Origin of the sequence: Kitasatospora sp. NPDC085895, from assembly GCF_040702125.1 — a bacterium.
GTDB classification, from domain to species: Bacteria; Actinomycetota; Actinomycetes; order Streptomycetales; family Streptomycetaceae; genus Kitasatospora; species Kitasatospora arboriphila.
In genome coordinates this window covers 39716-60377 of the sequence record NZ_JBFBJY010000036.1, presented here as the reverse complement: position 1 = coordinate 60377, position 20662 = coordinate 39716, and the positions used below count along the sequence as shown (strand labels likewise).

The 20662-nt window shown below is 75.1% G+C and carries 17 protein-coding genes; 12 read left to right on the top strand and 5 right to left on the bottom strand.

The features are described 5' to 3' along the window. Nucleotides 1–230 precede the first annotated feature (230 nt). From AB0442_RS22430 to AB0442_RS22410, 5 genes are all read left to right on the top strand, one after another. A complete protein-coding gene (locus AB0442_RS22430; RefSeq protein WP_366164786.1) occupies nt 231–1769 on the top strand; it encodes a peptidoglycan-binding protein in 1539 nt (512 codons plus the stop codon). Beyond that, nucleotides 1766–2449, top strand: a complete 684-nt coding sequence (locus AB0442_RS22425; protein ID WP_366164784.1) for an ABC transporter ATP-binding protein — start codon at nt 1766–1768, stop codon at nt 2447–2449. Before AB0442_RS22430 ends, AB0442_RS22425 begins: the two co-directional genes overlap by 4 nt. After that, nucleotides 2446–3696, top strand: a complete 1251-nt coding sequence (locus tag AB0442_RS22420; protein ID WP_366164782.1) for an ABC transporter permease — start codon at nt 2446–2448, stop codon at nt 3694–3696. Before AB0442_RS22425 ends, AB0442_RS22420 begins: the two co-directional genes overlap by 4 nt. Before the next feature lie 199 nt (nt 3697–3895). After that, nucleotides 3896–5122 (top strand): M64 family metallopeptidase, encoded by a 1227-nt coding sequence (locus AB0442_RS22415; RefSeq protein WP_366164780.1) that lies wholly within the window; start codon nt 3896–3898, stop codon nt 5120–5122. Nucleotides 5123–5265: 143 nt separating this feature from the next. Beyond that, a complete protein-coding gene (locus AB0442_RS22410) occupies nt 5266–6582 on the top strand; it encodes an MFS transporter (RefSeq protein ID WP_366164778.1) in 1317 nt (438 codons plus the stop codon). An 83-nt stretch (nt 6583–6665) separates the two neighbouring features. On the opposite strand, the gene AB0442_RS22405 is transcribed toward AB0442_RS22410, so the two are convergent. Beyond that, nucleotides 6666–7475 (bottom strand): Bro-N domain-containing protein, encoded by an 810-nt coding sequence (locus AB0442_RS22405; RefSeq protein ID WP_366164776.1) that lies wholly within the window; start codon nt 7473–7475, stop codon nt 6666–6668. Between the two features lie 162 nt (nt 7476–7637). Next, complete coding sequence (locus AB0442_RS22400; protein WP_366164774.1) at nt 7638–8471, bottom strand: maleylpyruvate isomerase family mycothiol-dependent enzyme; 834 nt, start codon at nt 8469–8471, stop codon at nt 7638–7640. Nucleotides 8472–8627: 156 nt separating this feature from the next. On the opposite strand from AB0442_RS22400, the gene AB0442_RS22395 reads away from it, so the two are divergent. The 3 genes from AB0442_RS22395 to AB0442_RS22385 all read left to right on the top strand — a co-directional run bounded on the left by AB0442_RS22395 (nt 8628) and on the right by AB0442_RS22385 (nt 11337). Further along, complete coding sequence (locus AB0442_RS22395) at nt 8628–9425, top strand: carbon-nitrogen family hydrolase (protein ID WP_359984455.1); 798 nt, start codon at nt 8628–8630, stop codon at nt 9423–9425. A gap of 222 nt (nt 9426–9647) precedes the next feature. Continuing rightward, nucleotides 9648–10565, top strand: coding sequence for a GntR family transcriptional regulator (locus AB0442_RS22390; protein ID WP_366164772.1), 918 nt, complete (start codon nt 9648–9650; stop codon nt 10563–10565). A gap of 121 nt (nt 10566–10686) precedes the next feature. Next, nucleotides 10687–11337, top strand: a complete 651-nt coding sequence (locus tag AB0442_RS22385; RefSeq protein ID WP_344622175.1) for a hypothetical protein — start codon at nt 10687–10689, stop codon at nt 11335–11337. An 87-nt stretch (nt 11338–11424) separates the two neighbouring features. On the opposite strand, the gene AB0442_RS22380 is transcribed toward AB0442_RS22385, so the two are convergent. Next, entirely contained in the window at nt 11425–12195 is a 771-nt protein-coding gene (locus tag AB0442_RS22380) for an SLATT domain-containing protein (protein ID WP_366164807.1), read from the bottom strand. A 481-nt stretch (nt 12196–12676) separates the two neighbouring features. Here AB0442_RS22380 and purD point away from each other — a divergent pair, with 481 nt between their 5' ends. The 4 genes from purD (at nt 12677) to AB0442_RS22360 (ending at nt 18559) form a co-directional block, all read left to right on the top strand. Then, a complete protein-coding gene (gene purD, locus AB0442_RS22375; protein ID WP_366164769.1) occupies nt 12677–13918 on the top strand; it encodes a phosphoribosylamine--glycine ligase in 1242 nt (413 codons plus the stop codon). Between the two features lie 520 nt (nt 13919–14438). Further along, nucleotides 14439–15911 carry a hypothetical protein gene (locus tag AB0442_RS22370; protein WP_366164767.1) on the top strand — a complete coding sequence of 491 codons (1473 nt, stop codon included), beginning with the start codon at nt 14439–14441 and terminating at the stop codon, nt 15909–15911. 163 nt (nt 15912–16074) lie between these two features. Beyond that, the gene (locus AB0442_RS22365; RefSeq protein ID WP_366164766.1) at nt 16075–17616 is read left to right on the top strand and encodes a N,N-dimethylformamidase beta subunit family domain-containing protein; all 1542 of its coding nucleotides are present in this window, start codon (nt 16075–16077) and stop codon (nt 17614–17616) included. Between the two features lie 43 nt (nt 17617–17659). Then, nucleotides 17660–18559: a phosphoribosylaminoimidazolesuccinocarboxamide synthase gene (locus AB0442_RS22360; RefSeq protein WP_344622171.1), complete on the top strand. Its 900-nt coding sequence runs from the start codon at nt 17660–17662 to the stop codon at nt 18557–18559. A 175-nt stretch (nt 18560–18734) separates the two neighbouring features. Here the strand turns inward: AB0442_RS22360 and AB0442_RS22355 are convergent, their stop codons facing one another. Both AB0442_RS22355 and AB0442_RS22350 read right to left on the bottom strand, forming a co-directional pair. Further along, nucleotides 18735–19349, bottom strand: coding sequence for a response regulator transcription factor (locus AB0442_RS22355; RefSeq protein ID WP_366164764.1), 615 nt, complete (start codon nt 19347–19349; stop codon nt 18735–18737). Beyond that, complete coding sequence (locus AB0442_RS22350; RefSeq protein WP_366164762.1) at nt 19346–20593, bottom strand: sensor histidine kinase; 1248 nt, start codon at nt 20591–20593, stop codon at nt 19346–19348. Before AB0442_RS22350 ends, AB0442_RS22355 begins: the two co-directional genes overlap by 4 nt. Nucleotides 20594–20662 lie beyond the last annotated feature (69 nt).

Below are 20662 nucleotides of genomic sequence, written 5' to 3'. Positions count from 1 at the left end.
GAACCCGGGATGCGATCTTGCCGGTGATGTGCTCGCGGAACTGCCCCGAACGGCCGAATTCCGTGCGGGTACGGGCAGTTCGGCACGAAATTCACGGGTCGCGGATCGCATGGCGGAGCGGGTCGCGCGGGTAGGCTGAGGCGGCTCGATCCGGATGCGGTGGGGAATTCGGAATCACCCGCTCCGGCGCACGTGGATTCCTCCGACGAGCAGCGGCGATGGCTGGTGACATGGCAGTGGGCGATCTGATCCGGGATGCGGAGCGCGAATTCGAGGGGGAGGAGGAGACCGCCGCCGAGGCGGTCGGATCCGGCCGCTCGCGGCTGGTGCGGCGCCGCCGCGCCCTGCTGGCGGTCGCGGCCTCCGCCGCGCTGGTCGCCTGCGGCGGCCTGGGCGCCGCCGGGCTCGTCAAGTCGCCCGCCGAGCGGGCGGCCGACACCGCGCCGCCGCCCGGCACGCTGCTCACCGCCGAGGCCGAGACGAAGGTGCTGACGCGTGCCACCGTCACCCGCGGCCAGGTCTACCCGCCCACCCGCTACGACGTCACCCCCGCCACGTCCTCCCCGGAGATCACGCAGCTGTACGTGTCCGCGCTGGCGGTGAAGGCGGGCGACGCGGTCGCCAACGGCCAGCTGCTCGCGGAGGTCTCCGGCCGGCCGCTGTTCGTCCTCAAGGGCGCGGTGCCCGCCTACCGGGACCTCAAGCCGGGAGCCAACGGGTCCGACGTGGCCCAGCTGCAGGCCGCACTGGCCGACCTCGGCCACGGGCGCGGCTCGGACGCCGAGGGGGAGTACGGCCCGGGCACCGCGCAGGCCGTCACCGACTTCTACCGGCAGCTCGGCCACCCCGCACCCACCGCGGGCGCGGCCGCCGAGCAGGCCGTGGACGCCGCGAAGCGAGCCGTGGAGGCGGACCAGCGGACGGTCGACGACCTGAAGGCCCGGCAGGGGGCGGCCGCGGCCCCGCCGTCGGGCGCGCCCTCCGCCGCCCCGGCCGACCAGGGCGTCCTGCCCGACCTCGCCGCCCAGCTCGACGAGGCCGAGCGGCGGCTGTCCGACGACAGGGCGGCGCTGGCCCGGGCGCAGGCGGCCGACGGGCCGGTGGTGCCCGCCGGGGAGGTGGTCTTCCTGCCCGTGCTGCCGGCCGCCGTGACGGCCGTGAACGCGACCGTCGGTGCCCCGGTCGCAGGTCCGCTGCTCTCGCTGACCAGCGGCGACCTGGTCGTCACCGGCCAGCTCACCCCCGGCCAGGCGCCCGGGATCACCCCGGGCATGGCGGTGGAGATCCTCTCGGAGAGCACCGGCACGGTGGTGCGGGGCGAGGTCGCCGAGCTGGGCCCGCGGACCACCGCGCCGCCGGCGGGCCGGGTGATCGCGATCGGCGGCGCCGCCGCCCCGGCCGGTCCCGGCACCGGCGGCGGGTCCGCCGGCGCCGCAGCTGCCGCCCCGGCGGCGCCGGCCGCCCCGCCCGCGGCCGCCTACGTACCGCTGAGGATCACTCCCACCGAGCCGCTGCCCGCCGCCCTCGGCGGCCAGAACGTCCGCATCACCGTCCGGCGCAGCGCCACCGCCCAGCCGGTGCTGTGCGTACCGGTCGCCGCCGTGTACACCGACGCCACCGGGCGGACGGCGGTCCCCCGGATCGGCTCCACGGGCCGCCGGGTCACCGTTCCGGTGACCACCGGGGTGAACGCCGACGGGTACGTGGCCGTCACCCCCGTGCAGGCCGCGCAGCTGCAGCCTGGCGACCGGGTGGTGGTCGGCCGGTGAGCGAGGTGATCCGACTGGAGGGCGTGGGCCGCAGCTTCGCCGGGCCGCCGCCGGTCACCGCACTGCACCCCTGCGACCTGTCCGTGCGGCGCGGCGAGTTCGTGGCGGTGACCGGCCCGTCCGGCTCGGGCAAGTCCACCCTGCTCCACCTGCTGGGGCTGCTCGACACCCCGACCACCGGCCGGTACGAGCTGGACGGCATCGACACCGGGAGCCTCCGCGACCGGGACCGCTCCGCCCTCCGCGGCCGCCGGATCGGCTTCGTCTTCCAGTCCTTCCAACTCCTGCCGCACCGCACCGCCGAGGAGAACGTCCAGCTCGCCCAGGTCTACAACCGCGTCCCCCGGGAGCAGCGCCGGACGGCCGCCCGGGAGGCGCTGCACCTGGTCGGCCTCGGCCACCGGGTGGAGGCGCTGCCCACCACGCTGTCCGGCGGCGAGCGGCAGCGGGTCGCCGTCGCCCGCGCCCTGGTCAACCGGCCGGACCTGCTGCTCTGCGACGAACCCACCGGCAACCTGGACTCCGCGAGCGCAGGCGCCGTGCTGGAGCGGTTCGAGCGGCTCAACGACGAGGGCTACACCCTGGTGATGATCACCCACGACCCCGCGGTGGCCGCCCGGGCCCGCCGGGTGGTCCGGATCGCGGACGGCCGCCTGACCGAGCCGGCGGCCGGCCGATGACCGCCTCCGGGCCGGTCGGGCCACCCTCCCGGCTCGGGCCGCGCGACCTGGCGGCCGAGGCCCTGGCGGGCGTGCTGCAGCGTCCCGGCCGCTCGGCGCTGACCATGCTGGGCACGGTGCTCGGCATCGGTGCGTTCGTCGCGGTGCTCGGCCTGACGGCCACCGCCTCCGGGCAGATCGGCGCCGGGTTCGACCTGGTGCGGGCGACCACGGTGACCGTCACCGACCACCCCGTGACGGACGGCGTCCCGCCCGGCGCCAACCCGCCGAGCGGCTTCCCCGCCGACGCCGACGCCCGGGCCGGCCGGATCGACGGCGTCACCGCGGCCGGCCTGTGGTGGCGGATCCCCTCGGACGACCTGCGGATCTCGGCCGCCCCCGAGACCGGGCCGGGCGTCCAGGGGCTCTCCCTGTTCGCCGCCACCCCCGGCGCCGTCGCCGCGGTGCACCCGACGCTGGCCGCCGGGGTGACCCTCGACCCGTACGCGCAGCGGGCCGCCCTGCCGGTGGTGCTGCTGAGCCGGACGGCGGCGGCCAGGCTCGGGGTGACCCGGCTGGACACCCAGCCCGCGATCTTCATCCAGGGCCTGCCGTACACCGTGATCGGCGTCTACGACCAGGTCGAACGGCTGCCGGACACCATGCTCGGCATGATCGTCCCCGGGTCCACCGCGCTGGAGCGCTTCGGCAACCCCGGCACGGCCGACGACGAGGCCGCGCACCTGATCGCCGCCACCCGGGTCGGCGCCGCCGACGTGGTCGCCGGCCAGCTGGCGGTGGCCCTGCGCCCGGACGCCCCGGACCTGCTCACCGTCACCGCGCCGCCGGACCCGCACGGCCTGCGCGACCGGGTCACCTCCGACCTCACCGGCCTCTTCCTGACGCTGGCCGCGATCTGCCTGGTGGTGGGGGCGGTCGGGATCGCCAACACCACCCTCGTCGCCGTCCTCGAACGCACCCCCGAGATCGGCCTGCGCCGCTCGCTAGGCGCCCGCACCCGGCACATCGCCGCGCAGTTCCTCACCGAGTCGACGGCGCTCGGTACCCTCGGCGGGCTGATCGGCACCTGCCTGGGGGTGCTCACCGTGCTCGCGGTGGCCGCCTCCCGGGACTGGACGGCCGTCCTGCAGCCCTGGGCCACCCTGCCGGCGCCGCTGATCGGCTCCGCGGTCGGCCTGCTCGCCGGGCTCTACCCGGCCGTCCGGGCCGCCCGGACCGACCCGCTCACCGCGCTCCGCGGCGGCTGACCGGGGCCCGCGCCGACGCTGACCAGCAGGTTCTGGAGACGGTTCGCCGCCGGTGGCCAGCCGACACGCCGTTACGGCATTGGGCCGGTCCGGCGAACTTCGGATGCGTCCGGTCGGCCGGGCGTGTCGCGAGGGGTACGTCTGTGCGACCACCACCCGGGCCCCCACCGGGTGACCGGAGCCCGGAGGACGCACCCGCATGCCGCCTGGCAACCCTGGCCGGATCGTCCGGAGTCTGGCCGCGCTCGTGCTGATGTCGGCCGCCGTGCTGCCCGCAGCGCTCGAGGTCGCGGCCCCCGCTCCGTCCGCGGTGATAGGGCCGCCCGCCGGCCCGCTCACCGACCGCGGTGCGCCGCCCGCCCAGAACCGGATCGACCTCCGGGCACCCGGTGCCGCCCCCAGCATCGACATCCGGCGCGTCGGCGACCCGGCCAACCGGATCACCCTGGTGCTGCTCGGCGACGGCTACACCGCGGCCCAGCAGCCGCTCTTCCGGGAACAGGCCGACCGGGCCTGGCGGGCCCTGATGGAGATCGAGCCGTTCCGCACCTACCAGAACTTCTTCAACATACGGAGGGTCGAGGTGGTCTCCCCGGTCGCCGGCATAGCCGAGGCCGAGGACGGCCGACCCACCGACACCCCGCTGGGCATGCACTTCTGGTGCGAGGGCACCGCCCGGCTGCTCTGCGCCGACGAGTCCGCGACCGCCCGCTACGCCGGCGAGGACGCCGGACCGCAGTTCCTGATAGCGCTCGCGAACTCCGAGGAGTACGGCGGCGCGGGCGGCACCGGCGTCACCACCCTGGCCGGCGGCAGCCCCGACGCCGGCCGGATCATCCAGCACGAGATCGGCCACACCGTCGGCGACCTCGGTGACGAGTACGACAGCGCCCCCGACGACCCCGACTACGCCAACCTCTCGGCCGTCGACGCCGACGAGATGCTGCGGACCCACACCAAGTGGTGGCGCTGGCTCGGCGCCACCTCGCCGGACGGCGGCGGTGTGGTGGGCGCCTACCGCAGTGCCAACGGCCTCTACCGGCCCACCGCCGACTCCGTGATGCGCACCCTCGGCGGGCAGTACAACCTGCCCTCGCGCGAGGCGATCGTCGAACAGATCTACCGCCGGGTGAAGCCGCTGGACGGCGCCTCGCCCACGCCCGGCGTGGTCACCGGGCGGCCGAGGCTCCAGGTGAGCGCGGTGCCCCTGGAGGGGACGCGCCAGTTGGCCGTCGAATGGACGGTGAACGGGCGGCGGGTGGCGGCCCCCGGCGGCACCTGGCTGGACACCGCCGGCCTGACGCTCGCACCCGGCGCCCGCGCCACCGTCACCGCGACCGTCCGCGACACCACCGACTGGGTGCGCGACGAGGCGTTCCGGGACCGCTTCATGACCCGCACGGTGAGCTGGACGCTGACCGGCTGACCGGCTGACCGGCTGACCGGCTGACCGGCGCGCTGGTGGCGGTCCGTGGTGCGTCCGGGGGCGTCCGTGGCGCGCCCGCGGCGCGGACCCGGTTCGTACCCTGCCGGATTGATCCGGTCATGGGATGACTAGGCTCAGGGGCCATGAGCGCGGACCCCGTCGGCACCACCCGTCCCCCGTCCCCCCTCGTCCCGCCGCAGCCCCTCGTCCGTCCCGTCCCGCCCGGCGGCCGTGCCGCCTGGGCGGCCTGGGCCGTCGGCGCCTCGGTCTACCTCCTGGCGGTCGTCCACCGCACCAGCCTCGGCGTCGCCGGCCTCGACGCCGCCGCCCGCTTCGGGATCGGGGCCTCCGCCCTCTCCACCTTCGCCATCCTCCAGGTGCTGGTCTACGCCGCCATGCAGATCCCGGTCGGCCTGCTCGTGGACCGCCAGGGCGCCCGGCGGGTGCTGCTGCTGGGCGTCCTGCTGATGAGCACCGGGCAGCTGGCCTTCGCCTTCGCCACCTCCTTCGGCCCGGCCCTCGCCTCCCGGGCCGTGCTCGGCTGCGGCGACGCCATGACCTTCATCAGCGTGCTCCGGATCGCCGCGCACTGGTTCCCGGCCGCCCGCAACCCGCTGATCGCCCAGCTCACCGGCCTGGTCGGGGTCGGCGGCAACCTGGTCACCACGGTCGTCCTCGCCCGGGCCCTGCACGAACAGGGCTGGACGGCCACCTTCGCCGCCATCGCCCTGGCCGGCGCCGGGATCTTCGCGCTCGTCGGACTCGTCCTGCGGGAGGGGCCCGGGCACGACCGCCGGACCCGCCGCAGCACCCCCGCCCCCACCACGTCCGTCGGCCGACAGATCCGGGACGCCTGGGCCGAACCCGGCACCCGGCTGGGGCTGTGGGTGCACTTCACCACCGCCTTCCCCGCCAGCGCCTTCGGCCTGCTCTGGGGCATGCCCTACCTGGTCGAGGGCCAGGGCATGAGCCGCACCGCCGCCGGCGGGATGCTCACCCTGCTGGTGGTCAGCAACATGGCCTTCGCACTGCTCTTCGGCCGGACGGTCTCCCGCAGCCCGCGCAGCCGGATGCCGCTCACCCTCGCGGTGATCACCGCCACCGCGCTCTGCTGGGCCTCCGCCCTCGGCTGGCCCGGCGGACGACCGCCGCTCTGGCTGCTGGTGGTGCTGATCACCGTCATGGGCAGCAACGGCCCCGCCTCACTGGTCGGCCTCGACTACGCCCGCTCCCACAACCCCGCCGAACGGCTCGGCACCGCCTCCGGCATCGCCAACATGGGCGGCTTCGTCGGCGCCGTCGTCACCCTGCTCGGCATCGGCGTCCTGCTCGACGCCCTCGCCGGCGCCGACGGCACCCACTCCGCCGAGGCCTACCGCTGGGCCTTCTGCTGGCAGTACGTGCCACTGGCGGTCGGCACCGCGATGATCCTCCGCCTCCGCCGCAGGGCGGGGCACTGAGAGAACGCCAATACCCTCACTTCACGTGAGGGTATTGGCGTTTCCACAGGTCAGAACCCCTGCCTTCGGCTGAGGGTCACCACTTAGGCCTCGCCGATCTCCCGGAGCAGGTCCGCGATGTCGAGCGGCGCCCCCGAGAAGGTGACCCGGCCGAGCTCGCACCGGACGGTGCCGCCCGGGTGGTTGCGGCGGCCGGTCTCGGCCAGGTGCCGGATCAGCTCGACCAGCTTCAGCCGCGGGCAGCGCGGCAGCACCACGCTCCCGCGGATCCCGACCCGCTCCACGCTCGGGCAGCTGTAGTACGGGCCGAAGGGCGGCCCGCTGTCCTCGCCGCGGCCCGGCACCCGGAACTCCATCTCGCCGTGCCGGCAGTGCACCGTGCCGTCCGAGCGGACGTGGGCGCCGATGCCGTCACCCCGCGTGACGTCGGTGAGGATCTCCACCTGCTCCCCGACCGCTTCGGCCAGGGTCCCGGCCATCCGCGCCCGATGGTGGCCGAGGTCGAAGTCACCGCGCCTGATCGAAGGCAGCAGGTCCCCGGTGATCCACTCCTGGAAGGGCTGGGCGGCCGGCTTGGCGGACCGCAGGATCAGCCGGTACAGGCCGGCTTCGTCCACTACACCGACCACTGGGTTGCCGCGCCCATAGGGTTTTCCACCTGCAGAAACGTCAATACCCTCAGCCGGGCTGAGGGTAATCACCCGAAGGTCTACCCGCCGGACGCGGACGCTGTCGAGGCTCCTCACGGCCTCGCTCGGGTTGGTCAACCCGAGGATCCTGCACACGTCCGCGGTGACGAACCACGGCTCCCCGTCGATCATCACCACCCTGATCGGCTGCCCCGTGATCGGGAAGCTCGACGGCACCAACACCATGTCGGTCTCGTCGTGCATACCGCCCCTCCTTCACTCTCGGTGATGGGTTCTGCACACATCAACGAGTCCGAACGCATGATGTGGCGGTCGGCAGGCGTCGTACGGGGGTACGAGGACGTGCGCCACCCGCGCGCGGGGGCGTGCGCCAGGGGCGGCCCCGAAAGGGCCGGGGCGGGGGTGTCAGGGGGTCAGGGCGAAGTGGGCCAGGATGCGCGCGGCGAGTTCGGTGTCGCCGTCGACGCGGACGGCGTGCGCGGCGATCTCGGGGCGGACCCGGCCGCAGGCGAGCCGGAGGTAGGTCTCCCAGTCCAGGTGGAACTGGACGTCGGGGGCGAGGCCGACGGAGGTGTCCACGCTGCCGTGGCCGACGGCGTCGACCCGGACGGTGCGCAGGAACTCCAGCGGGCCGCTGACGTCGAAGACCACCGTGGTGCCGGCCGGTGCGCCGGCGAGCTTGGCGACCACCTTGGGCAGCCCCTGGACCAGGTAGTCGCGGGCGACCACCGCACCGGGGGAGTCCAGGTTGCCGGGCACCCGCAGGGCGCGGCGCAGGTCCTGCTCGTGCACCCAGACGTCGAAGGCGCGGTTGCGCAGCAGTTCGGTGTAGCTGATGTCCCGGGAGAGCGGGCCGGCCGGCCAGCGGACGAGGTCCTCCGGCTGCTGGCGGGCGTTGCGCAGGGCGCGCGAGCGGCGGATGACCGTGTACTCCAGCTCGCTGGTGATCTCCACCGGCGTGTGGCAGCGGCGCTTGTCGACCGGCAGCTCGACGTAGCGGGCGAACTCGCTGGTGACGTGCCGCAGGTCGCGGGGGAGGGAGTGGATCGGCCGGGGGTCGCCGAGCAGCTCCGACTCGACGGCGATGATGTGCGAGACGATGTCGCGGACCGACCAGCCGGGGCATTCGGTGGGCCGGTTCCAGGAGTCGGTCGGCAGCGGGGCCAGCAGCTCGGCCACGGACTCGATGGACTGCGTCCACGCGTCGGTGTAAGCCTGCACGGTCTGGTTGTCCGTCACGGGTATCTCCGGCCCTCCGTCAGCTTCCAACACGCCCCGCCGGCCGCCGCCGGGACCTGGGGGCGCAAGCGCTACCCGCACGTTACGCTGTCGGGTCACAGCAGGGCAGCGCTTTCGGGTGATGATCGTAGGACTCTTGCCGTGGACGGTGGTACTGTGCGCGCTTCATTGATCCAACTCGCGGTCTCCGATTCCGAGCCGCCCGCCGAGCGGCGGTCCCGCGCCGCGGCGCTGGTCAGGGCCCAGGAGGGCGCGGACCTGGTGGTGCTGCCGGAGCTGTGGGCGCTCGGCGGCTTCGCCTACGAGGCGTGGGCGACCGGGGCCGAGCCCCTGGACGGACCCACCGCCGAGGCCATGTCGGCGGCCGCCCGGGCGACCCGGGTGTGGCTGCACGCCGGTTCGATCGTCGAACGCGATCCGGACGGCCCGATCTACAACACCTCGCTGCTGTTCGCGCCGGACGGCACCCTCACCCACACCTACCGGAAGATCCACCGCTTCGGCTTCGACAGCGGTGAGGCGGTCGCGATGGGTGCGGGCCAGGAGATCGTCACCGCCGCCACCGACCTCGGCCGGCTCGGCCTCGCCACCTGCTACGACCTGCGCTTCCCCGAGCTGTTCCGGGCCCTGCTGGACGACGGCGCCGAGCTGCTCGTGGTGCCGGCCGCGTGGCCGGAGCGCCGCCGCGAGCACTGGACGCTGCTGGCCCGTGCCCGGGCCGTCGAGGAGCAGGCGTTCGTGCTGGCCTGCAACACCGCGGGCACCCACGGCGGGGTCCCGCAGGCCGGGCACAGCCTGGTGGTGGACCCGTGGGGCCGGGTGCTCGGCGAGGCCGGCCCGGACGAGGAGGTGCTCACCGTGGAGTTCGACCCGGCGGAGGTCGGCAAGGCCCGCGCCGACTTCCCGGTGCACCGCGACCGGCTGCTCGGCATCCCCGCGCCCGTCCAGCGCTGACGCCCGTCCAGCACTGACACCAGGCCGCCGCCGCCCGCCCCGGCGTACCGTCCCCGTCCGCCCGGCCGGTGCGGCGGACACCCGCTGCCCGGCAGCCGGTGTCCGCTGTCCGGTTATGGGCGTGATGGGGTACTTGTGCACCCCGGGGGCGACTTTGAGAAGATGGGCCGCCACCGCCTTCCGCGCTGGCCCCGTGACGCCCGCCGAGGAGGGGTGGCCCGCATGTACGGCACCGGTGCCGCCCGTCCCCCGATCCAGCGCAACAGCCTGCGCGAGCAGATCGCCGACGCGCTGCGCGAGGAGATGATGGCCGGCCGGCTCGCCGCCGGCCGGAACTTCACCGTCAAGGAGATCGCCGACCTCTACGGGGTGTCCGCGACCCCGGCCCGCGAGGCGATGGTCGACCTCGCCGCCCAGGGGCTGCTGCGCACCGAGCACCACCGGGGCTTCACCGTCCCCGCCTTCACCTGGCGGGACTTCGTGGAGATCTTCGAGGCGCGCACCCTGCTCACCGACAGCGCGATGCGCCGGCTCACCGCGCACCCGGCCCGGGGTTCCGGGAGCTACGACTGGTCCCGGATGCCCTCGCTGCGCCGCCGGGCCGACGCCGCCGCCCGCGCCTCCCGGCAGGGCCAGCTGGACGTGCTGGTCGGCTGCGACCTGCGGTTCTGGCAGGAGGCCGCAGCCCTGCTCGGGAACGCCCGGATCGCCGACTACCTCGGCTGGCTGCGGGTGCAGTCCTGGATGTTCGCCGCCCCCTACCTGCGGCAGGTGGGGGACCTGGGCGGGGTCTGCTGGGACCGGCACGGCGACCTGGTCGACCGGATCGAGGCCCGCGACCTGTCCGGGGCGCACCGGGTGGTCAACGACTACAACCTGTTCACGCTGGAGCTGCTGGGCCGGCTGGCGGGCGAGGAGACCGACGCGGTGCCGGTGGCGGCGCTGCTGCGTGCGCCGCTCGCGAGCGCCTCCGAGCCGGGCCCGCCGGCCGCCGCCCCGGCCCCGGCCGTCCCCGCCGCTCCGGCCGCGGTGGCGGAGGAGGCCACCCGGGTCCCGCCGCCCCGGTCGGTGCCGCCCGGGCGCTTCGGGCGGCCGGTCCGCCCCTCCGGCCCGGTGCCGGGCCGCACCTCTCCGTCCTGAGCGGGGACGTCGTCCTCGGCCCCGTGGGCCCGGCGGGGCACCGGTAGGGTGGGCGCTCGTTCCCCGACCACCGTCGGCGGCGCGCGCGCCGCGTCCGACCCCCGGAGAGGATGAGCCGGCCATGGCCTGCGACCTCTGGCTCGTCCCGCTCGTGGACGTCCTCACCTACAACCCCGAGAACCCCTTCCGGGACGACCTCGTCCGCTACAACGCGGTGCTGGCCGGCCACGGGCTGCCCGAGGTCCCGGTGCACGGCTACGCGCCCGGCATCACCGGTGAGGTCGAGCCGATAGCCGCCTTCGACTACGACTCGCTCCACTTCCTGCGCCGCGCCTACCTGTTGGGCGTGACCGGCTTCCAGATCACCCCGGTGGACGCGCTCGGCGGCGACTACGAGCAGCTGCTGGAGATGTTCGAGTCCACCGCCGAACAGTCGCACCTGGTCTGGCACTTCGACCACGCCGGGGCGTACGTCCCGGTGGAGTTCCCCGTCCCGCTGGTCGACGACGCGCTGCTGGCGACCGGCGGCCCGCTCGGCTCCTCGTACGGTCTGCTGCGCGAACTGCAGGCGGTGGCGCCGGTGTTGGGCATCGACGTGCTCGAACCGCCGGCGCCGACCCGGCCGCTCTCGCCGACCGGCCTCGAGCAGCCCTTCGCCCCGCCGCTGGACGAGGCGCACCACCCGTTCGCGCGGGAGCGGCACGCCTGGGCCGGCCTGTACGCGGCGGCGACCCGCAGCGTCACCCAGGGCTCGATGATCGTCTTCGCCTGAGCCCGAGCCTGAGCCCGAGCCGGGGCCTCGGCCGGCACACGGAAGGGCGGGCCCGGCGGGCCCGCCCTCTGCTGTCGGTGCGCGCGGTCAGCGCAGCGGTCCCTCCGGCGGGCGCTGGCGCGGCATGGTGGGCCGGGTGCCGGGCGGCGGCAGCACCCGCACCTGGGCGCCGATCCCGCCCTCGGAGCGGCCGCCCCAGACGCCCGGTGCCTGGGTGGGCAGCTGGGTCATCGTCGCGCGGAACTCCAGCATCCACTCCGAGGTCTCGGCGCGGACCATGTCGGAGACGTCCTCGCAGAACCGCCGCAGCACGCCGAGGCAGCGCTCGGCGGCCTCGCCCGCGGTGCCCTCGGTGGGGCCGAGCACCTCGCGGACGCACTCCGAGGCCCAGTCGAACTGGAAGGCCTCCAGTCGCCGCTGCAGCGCCTGCGCGGTGGAGACGTCCCGCATCCAGCCGGAGGTCAGGCCGAAGCCGCGGTCGGTCAGCAGGCAGGCGGCCGACATCGCGAGGCCCACGTAGCCCCAGCCGGCGGCGCCGTCCAGCACGCCGGTCGTGCCGACCAGCGGGGCGCTCACCCCGGCGACCCCGGACACCGCGGCGCCGAAGCGCAGCAGCCGGGCCCAACGCCGCTTCCAGACACGGTCCTTGCGGTACCAGTCGATCGCCTCCACGGCCCGTTCCTCGGACCAGCGGTAGAGCTCCTCCAGTCGCTCGGCGGGCTCGCCCCAGTCACCGAGCGGGAACTGACGGGCGCTCAGGTCGGTGCGGCGGCGCGTCGGAGTGCGGCCGGCCGACGCCGGGGAGGGCTGGTCCTCCTCACCGACGTCCTTGCCCCAGGGGCTCTCCTCGGGTTGCATTTCCGGCTGGCTCACCTGTGGGGCTCCCTGTGGCGGGTGACAGTGCAGTCCTGGCTGGACGCCCGGCTGACGGTGCGTCGAACCGACGCATCGTCGGACATGGCTCCGTGCGCGGGTGGTGTGAGCCGCCCATGGTGCCGTGCTCCGGCAGTCCGCCGGTTCTCGTCCATCAGCACTTCTTACCCCCAAATGGCTTACCGTGGGGGTGCTTCGGCTGTGATCGTTATCCGAATTCGGGTCCGGAAGCCGAGGTGAGAGGGTTTCGTCGGGCGGCGAGATTTCACTCTTCCGAGCGAGGCCCGGCGGGCCCGCGGACATGACCCGCGGCCTGCGGCGGCGCCCGGTGGTCGCCCCGGCCCCCTCCGGATTGGACGATCCTCTAGATCGGATGCGCCGAAAAGCGGCAGCATTGGAGGTTTCGCCACGGTCGGCACCCCGGCGGCACGAGCACGGATCCGGCCACCGACTACCCTTGCCAAACGTGAAGGTCCTCGTAATCGGCGGCGGCGCCCGCGAACACGCCCTGTGCCGCTCACTGTCCCTCGATCCCGCCGTCACCGAGCTGCACTGCGCCCCGGGCAACGCCGGGATCTCGCAGGTCGCCACGGTGCACCCGGTCGACCAGCTGGACGGCGCGGCCGTCACCGCCCTGGCCCGGGAGCTCGCCGCCGACCTGGTGGTGGTCGGCCCCGAGGCCCCGCTGGTGGCCGGCGTCGCCGACCCGCTGCGCGCGGCCGGCATCCCCGTCTTCGGCCCGTCCGCCGAGGCGGCGCAGCTGGAGGGCTCCAAGGCCTTCGCCAAGGACGTGATGGCCGCCGCCGGCGTGCCGACCGCCCGCTCGTACGTCTGCACCACCGCCGAGGAGGCGGCCGCCGCGCTGGACGCCTTCGGCGCCCCGTACGTGGTCAAGGACGACGGCCTGGCCGCCGGCAAGGGCGTCGTGGTCACCTCCGACCGCGAGGCCGCGCTGGAGCACGCCGCGGCCTGCGAGCGCGTGGTGATCGAGGAGTACCTCGACGGCCCCGAGGTGTCGCTCTTCGCGATCACCGACGGCACCACCGTGCTGCCGCTCGTCCCCGCCCAGGACTTCAAGCGCGCCCTGGACGGCGACGAGGGCCCCAACACCGGCGGCATGGGCGCCTACTCGCCGCTGCCCTGGGCCCCCGAGGGCCTGGTCGACGAGGTGCTCGCCACCGTCCTGCAGCCGACCGTGGACGAGCTGCGCCGCCGCGGCACCCCGTTCTCCGGCCTGCTCTACGCGGGCCTCGCGCTGACCTCGCGCGGCACCCGCGTGATCGAGTTCAACGCCCGCTTCGGCGACCCGGAGACCCAGGTCGTGCTGGCCCGGCTGCGCACCCCGCTGGCCGGCGTGCTGCTGGCCGCCGCCGAGGGCACGCTGGCCGGCCTGGAGCCGCTGCGCTGGGACGAGGGCGCCGCGGTGACCGTGGTCGTGGCCTCCGAGGGCTACCCGGCCGCGCCGCGCACCGGTGACCCGATCGAGGGCCTGGCCGAGGTCGCCGACGAGCACACCCACGTGCTGCACGCCGGCACCCGGGCGGGCGAGGGCGGCGAGGTGCTCAGCGCCGGCGGCCGCGTGCTGTCGGTCACCGCGACCGGCGCCGACATCGCCGAGGCCCGCGAGCGGGCCTACCGCGGGGTCGCGAAGATCTCGCTCAAGGGCTCGCACCACCGCACCGACATCGCGCTGAAGGCCGCGCAGTAGCGCACGGCCGTCGACGGCGCCGAGGGCGCTGCCTCCGCGGGGACACCCCCATGGGCGCAGCGCCCTCGGGCGTTTCTCGACCCGTTCGGCGGACCTCCGGAGGTTCCCCGAAGCCGGGAATCCAGCCCTTCGGGTGACTCATGGGGCATCCGGCTGACGCAACCGGCGCTCCGGTCGTAGGGTGCGCTGAATCGCGCTTGCCTGCGGTGCCGGACCGCGTCACCCGCGGTACCGCCGCCGGGTGGGGCGACGCTCCCGGGGGGATGCTGGGGGCGTCCGGATCGTTCGCGCCGTCACCAGGACGAGTGGAAAGCGGTGCGATCCGGAACACCCATCTGCACGAGGGCGTCAAAACTGTCAGAAGAGCCATGCAGGATGCACAACCGGGGGCGGCTGCCGCCGAGTCCCGGTCGGATACTGATCATTTCGAGTCGCTCGGACGCCTCGGCCACCGGTCCCGTCGGTCCTGCCGGCCCCGGCCCACTGGCCTCCGACCGCTCCGAAGGGGGTGCCGCGCCGAATGGCCGCTGTCGACGCCGCACGCGCGCATGCCCAGGCCGTGCTGCGAATCCGTGGCTGGGCCCTGGCCGCCACCGTTGTCCCCGCCGCCCTGGCCGTCGTGCTGCTGGCGGGCCGTCTCACCGGCCGGATCGGCGCGCCGGGCTCGCCCGACGGCGGCACGTGGGACGCCGTCCGCTGGGCGGTGGCCGCCGTCGCCGTCCTGGCGCTGGTGACCGGCTGGCTGGTGCACCGCTCGCACCGCACGGCGGTGCCGCCGGCCACCCCGGCCGTCCCGGTCCGCCCGGAGGAGGCGCCCGAGCTCTACCGGCTGCTGGTCGACCTCGCCGAGCGCCTGGAGGTGCCCGTGCCCTCCGGGATCGCGCTGACCCCGGACTGCGACAGCTGGCTGGAGGAGCCCGCCGGCCCGCACCGCCGGGGCACCCCGCACCCGGCGCCCGTCCTGGTGATCGGCTCGCCCTTCCTGTGGTGGATGCGGGCCGGTGAGCTCCGCGCCCTGCTCGCCCCCGTGGTGGCGGGCACCGCCGTCGCCGCCGACACCGACGTCGCCGCCGCCCGGCGCTTCGTCCGCAGTCTGGACGCTGCGCTCGGCGAGCCGCACCGCGGCCCGGCCGCAGTGATCGACCGGATCAACCGCCTGCTGCTCGGCGCCTGCCGCGCGCACTCCGCCGAGCTGGAGCGCTCGGCGGCGGCCTGGGCCTCGCACCAGGCCAGGGCGGTCGACTACGGGATGCGGATCGCCGCCCAGGAGCAGGTCGGCCTCGCCTACGCGGGGTGGGACCGCCTGCTCACCCGGGTCGCGCTGCCCGCCTGGCGGCTCGGCCGCCACCCCGAGCACCTGAACGCGGGCGTGGTCGCCGCGCTCACCGAGCTGGCCCGCCGCGACCGGCTCGCCGACGGCTACGAGACCCGCCTCGGCGACCGGCCCGCCTGCGACCTGCTGGAGGAGCCGGGCCGGGTGGACGCCGCCGTCTCGCTGCTCGCCGCCGACCTGCTCCACCAGGTGCCGCCCGGCGGCTGGCAGCCGCTCGAATGGGACGCCTACCCGGGCGAGGTCGCCGTGCGCGGCTGGCGCGACAAGTCCGCCGTGCTGCAGGCCGCCCTGGACGGCCCGGGGGCCGTGCGGGCCGACGGCCCGCCGCTCGCACGGGTGCTCGCCCGGCTCGCAGGCGGCGGCGGAGACGCCCTGGCCGCCGCGCTGGCCGGCCGCTGCGGCCACACCGCGCCCGGCCGCCACGCCCGCGACCTGCTCGCCGACCACCTCACCGCGATGGTCAGCTGCGCCGTGGTCGACGCCGGTGCCGCCGTCGCCGGCCTGGACTGGCTGGACGGCCCGGTGCTGCTGATGGGCGGCGTACGGCGGGCCGACCTCGTCGCGGTGGTCGGCCAGGCCGTCGAACTCGGCAAGGACGCACCGCTGCGAGGCTGGTTGGAGACGGCGGGCGTGCGGCTCGCGCGCCCCGTGCGCAGTTGATGACGAATGGTGCGGAATCGGGCGTCTTGCCTACCAGTTGCTACGGTGGGGTGACGCAGTGCCAGCAACCTGTGGTGTGCTGGACCGCACGCACATCCGTGTGGCACATGCCAGTCGCGGACGGGCGCGCCGAGCCTGACGCCGGCGACCGTGGGAGGGGCGCGTGGGGACGGAACTCAACCGCCGCTGGGAGTCCGGCACGCTGGCGCACGGCGTGTCCGACCCCTTCGGCCAGGGGCCGCTGCCGTGGCTGCGCAGCCCCGACCAGTACCTCGCCGACGGCGGGGTGCCGTGGTACGTCAGCGTCGACGCACCGGGCCAGCAGCCGCTGAGCGCACCCCGGCCCGCGCCGGTGGTGAACAGCCCGGCCAACGCCGACGACGTCGACCAGCAGATCAAGGGGTTCGCCTCGGCCGGCGTGGTCCGGCCCGGCGGCTCGGTGGACTTCCGGGTGACGGTGAACCCGCCCCGCGAGTTCACCGTGGACGTCTACCGGATCGGCCACTACGGCGGCGACGGCGCCCGCCAGGTCACCTCCAGCCCGCTGATCTCCGGCCTGGCCCAGGCCGCGCCGCTGGTCGTCGGCCGCACGGTCTCCTGCCACCACTGGTGGCAGTCCTGGCGGCTGCACATCCCCGCGCACTGGCGCCCCGGCGCGTACGTCGCGGTGCTCACCACCGCCGACGACCGGCACCGCAGCCACGTCCCGTTCACCGTCCGCGACGCCGACCCGGAGCACCCGGCGGACCTGCTGCTCGTCCTGCCCGACGTGACCTGGCAGGCCTACAACCTCTTCCCCGAGGACGGGCACACCGGGGCCAGCCTCTACCACGCCTGGGACGGGCAGGGCCGGTTGGTCGGCGAGTCCGAGGCCGCCGTCACCGTCTCCTTCGACCGCCCGCACGCCGGCGCCGGACTGCCGCTGCACGTCGGCCACGCCTACGACTTCATCCGCTGGGCCGAGCGGTACGGCTACGACCTGGCCTACGCCACCGCCACCGACCTGCACGCCGGCCTGGTCGAGCCGGAGCGCCACCGCGCGATGGTCTTCCCCGGGCACGACGAGTACTGGTCCGAGCCGATGCGGCGGACGGTCGAGTTCGCGCGCGACACCGGCACCTCGCTGGTCTTCCTCTCCGCCAACACCATGTACTGGCGGGTCGACCTCTCGCCGGGGCCGTCCGGCGAGCCGAACCGGCTGCTCAACTGCCGCAAGCGGCAGAAGGTCCCGGTCGGCAACCCGGCCGCCGGGCTGCCCGGCACCCCGGGCGCGCTCTGGCGCGAGGCCGGCGAGCCGGAGCAGGCCCTGCTCGGCGTCCAGTACGCCGGGCGGGTCCCCTCGCCCGCCCCGATGATCGCCCGCAACACCGGCCACTGGCTGTGGGCCGGCACCGGCCTCCAGGACGGCGACCCGCTGCCCGGCCTGGTCGCCGGCGAGGCCGACCACTACCACCCGCGGGCGCCGCTGCCCGACCACACCGAGCGGACCCTGCTCGCCCACTCCCCGTACCGCGACAGCGCCGGGCGGCTGCGGCACCAGCAGACCTCGCTCTACCGGGCGCCCAGCGGCGCGTACGTCTTCGCCGCCGGCACCTTCGCCTGGTCGCCGGCGCTGGACCGCCCCGGGCACACCGACGAGCGCGTCCAGCGGGCCACCGCCAACCTGCTCGACCACCTCTGCAAGGAGGCCGGCGGCCCGACGTGAAAGACTCGGGCCGTCAGCCCCCTTCCCTGAGGACGAGACGACCTTGAGCGGATTTGTCACCAAGCCCGAGCCCGTCCAGGTTCCCGGCCTGGTCCACCTGCACACCGGCAAGGTGCGCGACCTGTACCGCGCCGCCAACGGCGACCTGGTGATGGTGGCCAGCGACCGGACCTCCGCCTTCGACTGGGTGCTGCCCAACGAGATCCCGGACAAGGGCCGCATCCTCACCCAGCTCTCGCTGTGGTGGTTCGAGCGGATCGCCGACCTGGTGCCCAACCACGTGGTCTCCACCGAGCTGCCGGCCGGCGCCCCCGCGGACTGGAAGGGCCGGACGCTGATCTGCCGCAGCCTGGAGATGGTGCCGGTCGAGTGCGTCGCCCGCGGCTACCTGACCGGCTCCGGCCTCGTCGAGTACCGGGACTCCCGCACCGTCTGCGGCATCGCCCTCCCCGACGGCCTGGAGGACGGCTCCGAGCTGCCCGCCCCGATCTACACCCCGGCCCTCAAGGCCGAGGTCGGCGAGCACGACGAGAACGTCCCCTACGAGGAGACCGCCCGCCGCCTGGGGGCCGAGCTGGCCGCCACCCTGCGGCAGACCACCCTCGCGGTGTACGCCCGGGCCCGGGACATCGCCCGCGATCGGGGGATCATCCTCGCCGACACCAAGTTCGAGTTCGGTCTGCTGGACGGCGAGCTGATCATCGGCGACGAGGTGCTGACGCCGGACTCCTCCCGCTTCTGGCCCGCCGACGAGTGGCAGCCGGGCCAGGTCCAGCCGTCCTTCGACAAGCAGATCATCCGCAACTGGCTGGCCTCGCCGGAGTCCGGCTGGGACCGCACCGGCGAGGAGCCGCCGCCGGCCCTGCCCGCCGAGATCGTCGAGCGGACCCGCGCCAAGTACATCGAGGCCTACGAGCGCCTCACCGGGACGTCCTGGGCCTGAGCGGTAGACCCGTCAGGGGCGCGTGGGGGCACCTCCCGGCCGAAGGCCGGGGGGGAACTGCGCAATTCGGATGCGGCTCATGAATGGACCAGGGTCACCCCGGTTCGTGCGTGAGCCCCATCCGGATTGCGCAGTTCCCCCGCGCCCCTTGGGTGTCCCTCCCTGATCCGGCTTTCTAGATCCAGCCGTGTTCGCGGGCTGTGCGGACGGCGGCGTGGCGGTTCTCGGCGCCGAGCTTGCCGGCGGCGGAGGACAGGTAGTTGCGGACGGTGCCGGGGGAGAGGGCGGCCCGTTCGGCGATCTCGGCGATCGAGGTGCCGTGCGCGGCGAGCTCCAGGACGTCGGTCTCCCGCGGGGTGAGCGGACTGTCGCCCGCGCTGATGGCGTCGGCCGCGAGCTCCGGGTCGACGTAGCGGCCGCCTGCGACGACCGTGCGGATGATGCCGGCGAGGTTGGAGGCGGAGACGGTCTTCGGCAGGAATCCGCGCACCCCGACCTCCAGGGCCCGCTTGAGGTAGCCGGGTCGGCCGTGCCCGGTGACGATCATCGTCCGGCAGTCCGGCAGGACGTGCCGCAGTTCGGCGGCGACCTCCAGCCCGTCGAGCCCCGGCATCTGCAGGTCGAGGACGGCGACGTCGGGCCGGTGCGCACGGGCCATGGCGAGGGCCTCCGGCCCGGACGCGGCCTGGGCGACGACCTGCAGGTCGTCCTCCAGCCCGAGCAGGGTGGCCAGGGCGCCGCGGATGAGGTGCTCGTCGTCGGCGAGCAGGACGCGGACGGGATCGGTCACGGGGCGGCCACCTCCAGGGCCGGCAGGTCGAGCGGGAGCGATGCGGTGAGCCGGAAGCGGCCCGGGTCCGCGGGCGGGGTGGCGAGCCCGCCGCCGTGGGCGGCGAGCCGTTCGCGCAGGCCGAGCAGGCCCGTCCCGGGGTGGTCGCGGTCGGCGGCCCGCCCGGGGACGCCGTCGTTCTCGACCGTCAGCCGGGCCTGCCCGCCGTCGAGGCGCAGGGTGACCGTGCAGTGCCCGGCCTCGCTGTGCCGCAGCACGTTGGTGGTCGCCTCGCGGACGACCCAGCCGAGCACGGACTGGGCGGTGGGCGGCAGGGCGGCGGCGTCCGGGCCGAGGTCGATGTCGCACTCGACGCCGGCGGCGCGCAGGACGGATCGGGCGCCGGCCACCTCGGCGGCGAGGTCGGCCGTCCGGTAGCCGCGGACGACCTCGCGCACTTCGCGCTGCGACTCCTGGGCGATCCGCTGGACCTCGACCATCTGGTCGGCGGCCTCGGTGCGGCCGCGGCGGGCGAGCTGGACGGCGAGTTCGCTCTTCAGCGCGATGGTGGTGAGGTTGCGGCCGAGCACGTCGTGCAGGTCGCGGGAGAAGCGGAGCCGTTCCTCGGCGACGGCGAGCCGGGCCTGTGCCTCGCGGGCGGCGTCGAGTTCCCAGACCACGGCGGCGATCCAGGCGGTGCCCCGCCAGGTCGCGCCGATCAGTGCCATGGCGATGCCGGAGCCGACGGCCAGGCCGGTCGCGGTGGAGGCGGGGATGCCGGCGAGCACGGCGACGGGGACGGACGACGCCAGTCCGAGCAGCCCGATCGGCGCGGTGGCCTTCACCGGGACGGCGACGGCCACCGGGGCGAACCAGAAGACCAGCAGCCAGGTGGCGGTCGCGACGCCGTTGGGGACGGGGTCGTCGCCGGTCGGGCGGGTGGTGGAGAGCACCGCCCAGTAGCAGACCAGCGTGCCGACGGTGAAGGCGACCAGCCAGCCGGTGGGCCGGGCCCGTCGGCCGAGGTAGTGCGCGAGCCCGGCGCGGCAGCAGACGACGAACAGCGCCGAGGCGGTGAGCGAGGCGGCGGCGACGGTGATCCGGACGGCGTCGGGCAGGTCCGCCCCGCGCTTGCCCGTGAGGGCGCCGATCAGGAGCAGCGGCTGCAGCACGCCGGTCACGTAGAGGGACCAGCGGATGAAGAGCTCGGTGCGCTTGGGCTTGCCCAGCGCCCGCCAGCGCCGCGACGGCCTCAGCAGGTCCACGTCGTCCCCTCTCGACGGATGCACGGTCGTCAGATCCTCCCATCGGTGGTGCCGCCGGATTCCTCCGGT

Bases quoted from the DNA above. Each gene is read 5' to 3' on its own strand.
- AB0442_RS22405 (WP_366164776.1), bottom strand. From the start codon at position 7,475: ATGCACGACGAGACCGACATGGTGTTGGTGCCGTCGAGCTTCCCGATC.
- AB0442_RS22430 (WP_366164786.1), top strand. From the start codon at position 231: ATGGCAGTGGGCGATCTGATCCGGGATGCGGAGCGCGAATTCGAGGGG.
- AB0442_RS22415 (WP_366164780.1), top strand. From the start codon at position 3,896: ATGCCGCCTGGCAACCCTGGCCGGATCGTCCGGAGTCTGGCCGCGCTC.
- AB0442_RS22410 (WP_366164778.1), top strand. From the start codon at position 5,266: ATGAGCGCGGACCCCGTCGGCACCACCCGTCCCCCGTCCCCCCTCGTC.
- AB0442_RS22385 (WP_344622175.1), top strand. From the start codon at position 10,687: ATGGCCTGCGACCTCTGGCTCGTCCCGCTCGTGGACGTCCTCACCTAC.
- AB0442_RS22390 (WP_366164772.1), top strand. From the start codon at position 9,648: ATGTACGGCACCGGTGCCGCCCGTCCCCCGATCCAGCGCAACAGCCTG.
- AB0442_RS22370 (WP_366164767.1), top strand. From the start codon at position 14,439: ATGGCCGCTGTCGACGCCGCACGCGCGCATGCCCAGGCCGTGCTGCGA.
- AB0442_RS22380 (WP_366164807.1), bottom strand. From the start codon at position 12,195: ATGCAACCCGAGGAGAGCCCCTGGGGCAAGGACGTCGGTGAGGAGGAC.
- AB0442_RS22420 (WP_366164782.1), top strand. From the start codon at position 2,446: ATGACCGCCTCCGGGCCGGTCGGGCCACCCTCCCGGCTCGGGCCGCGC.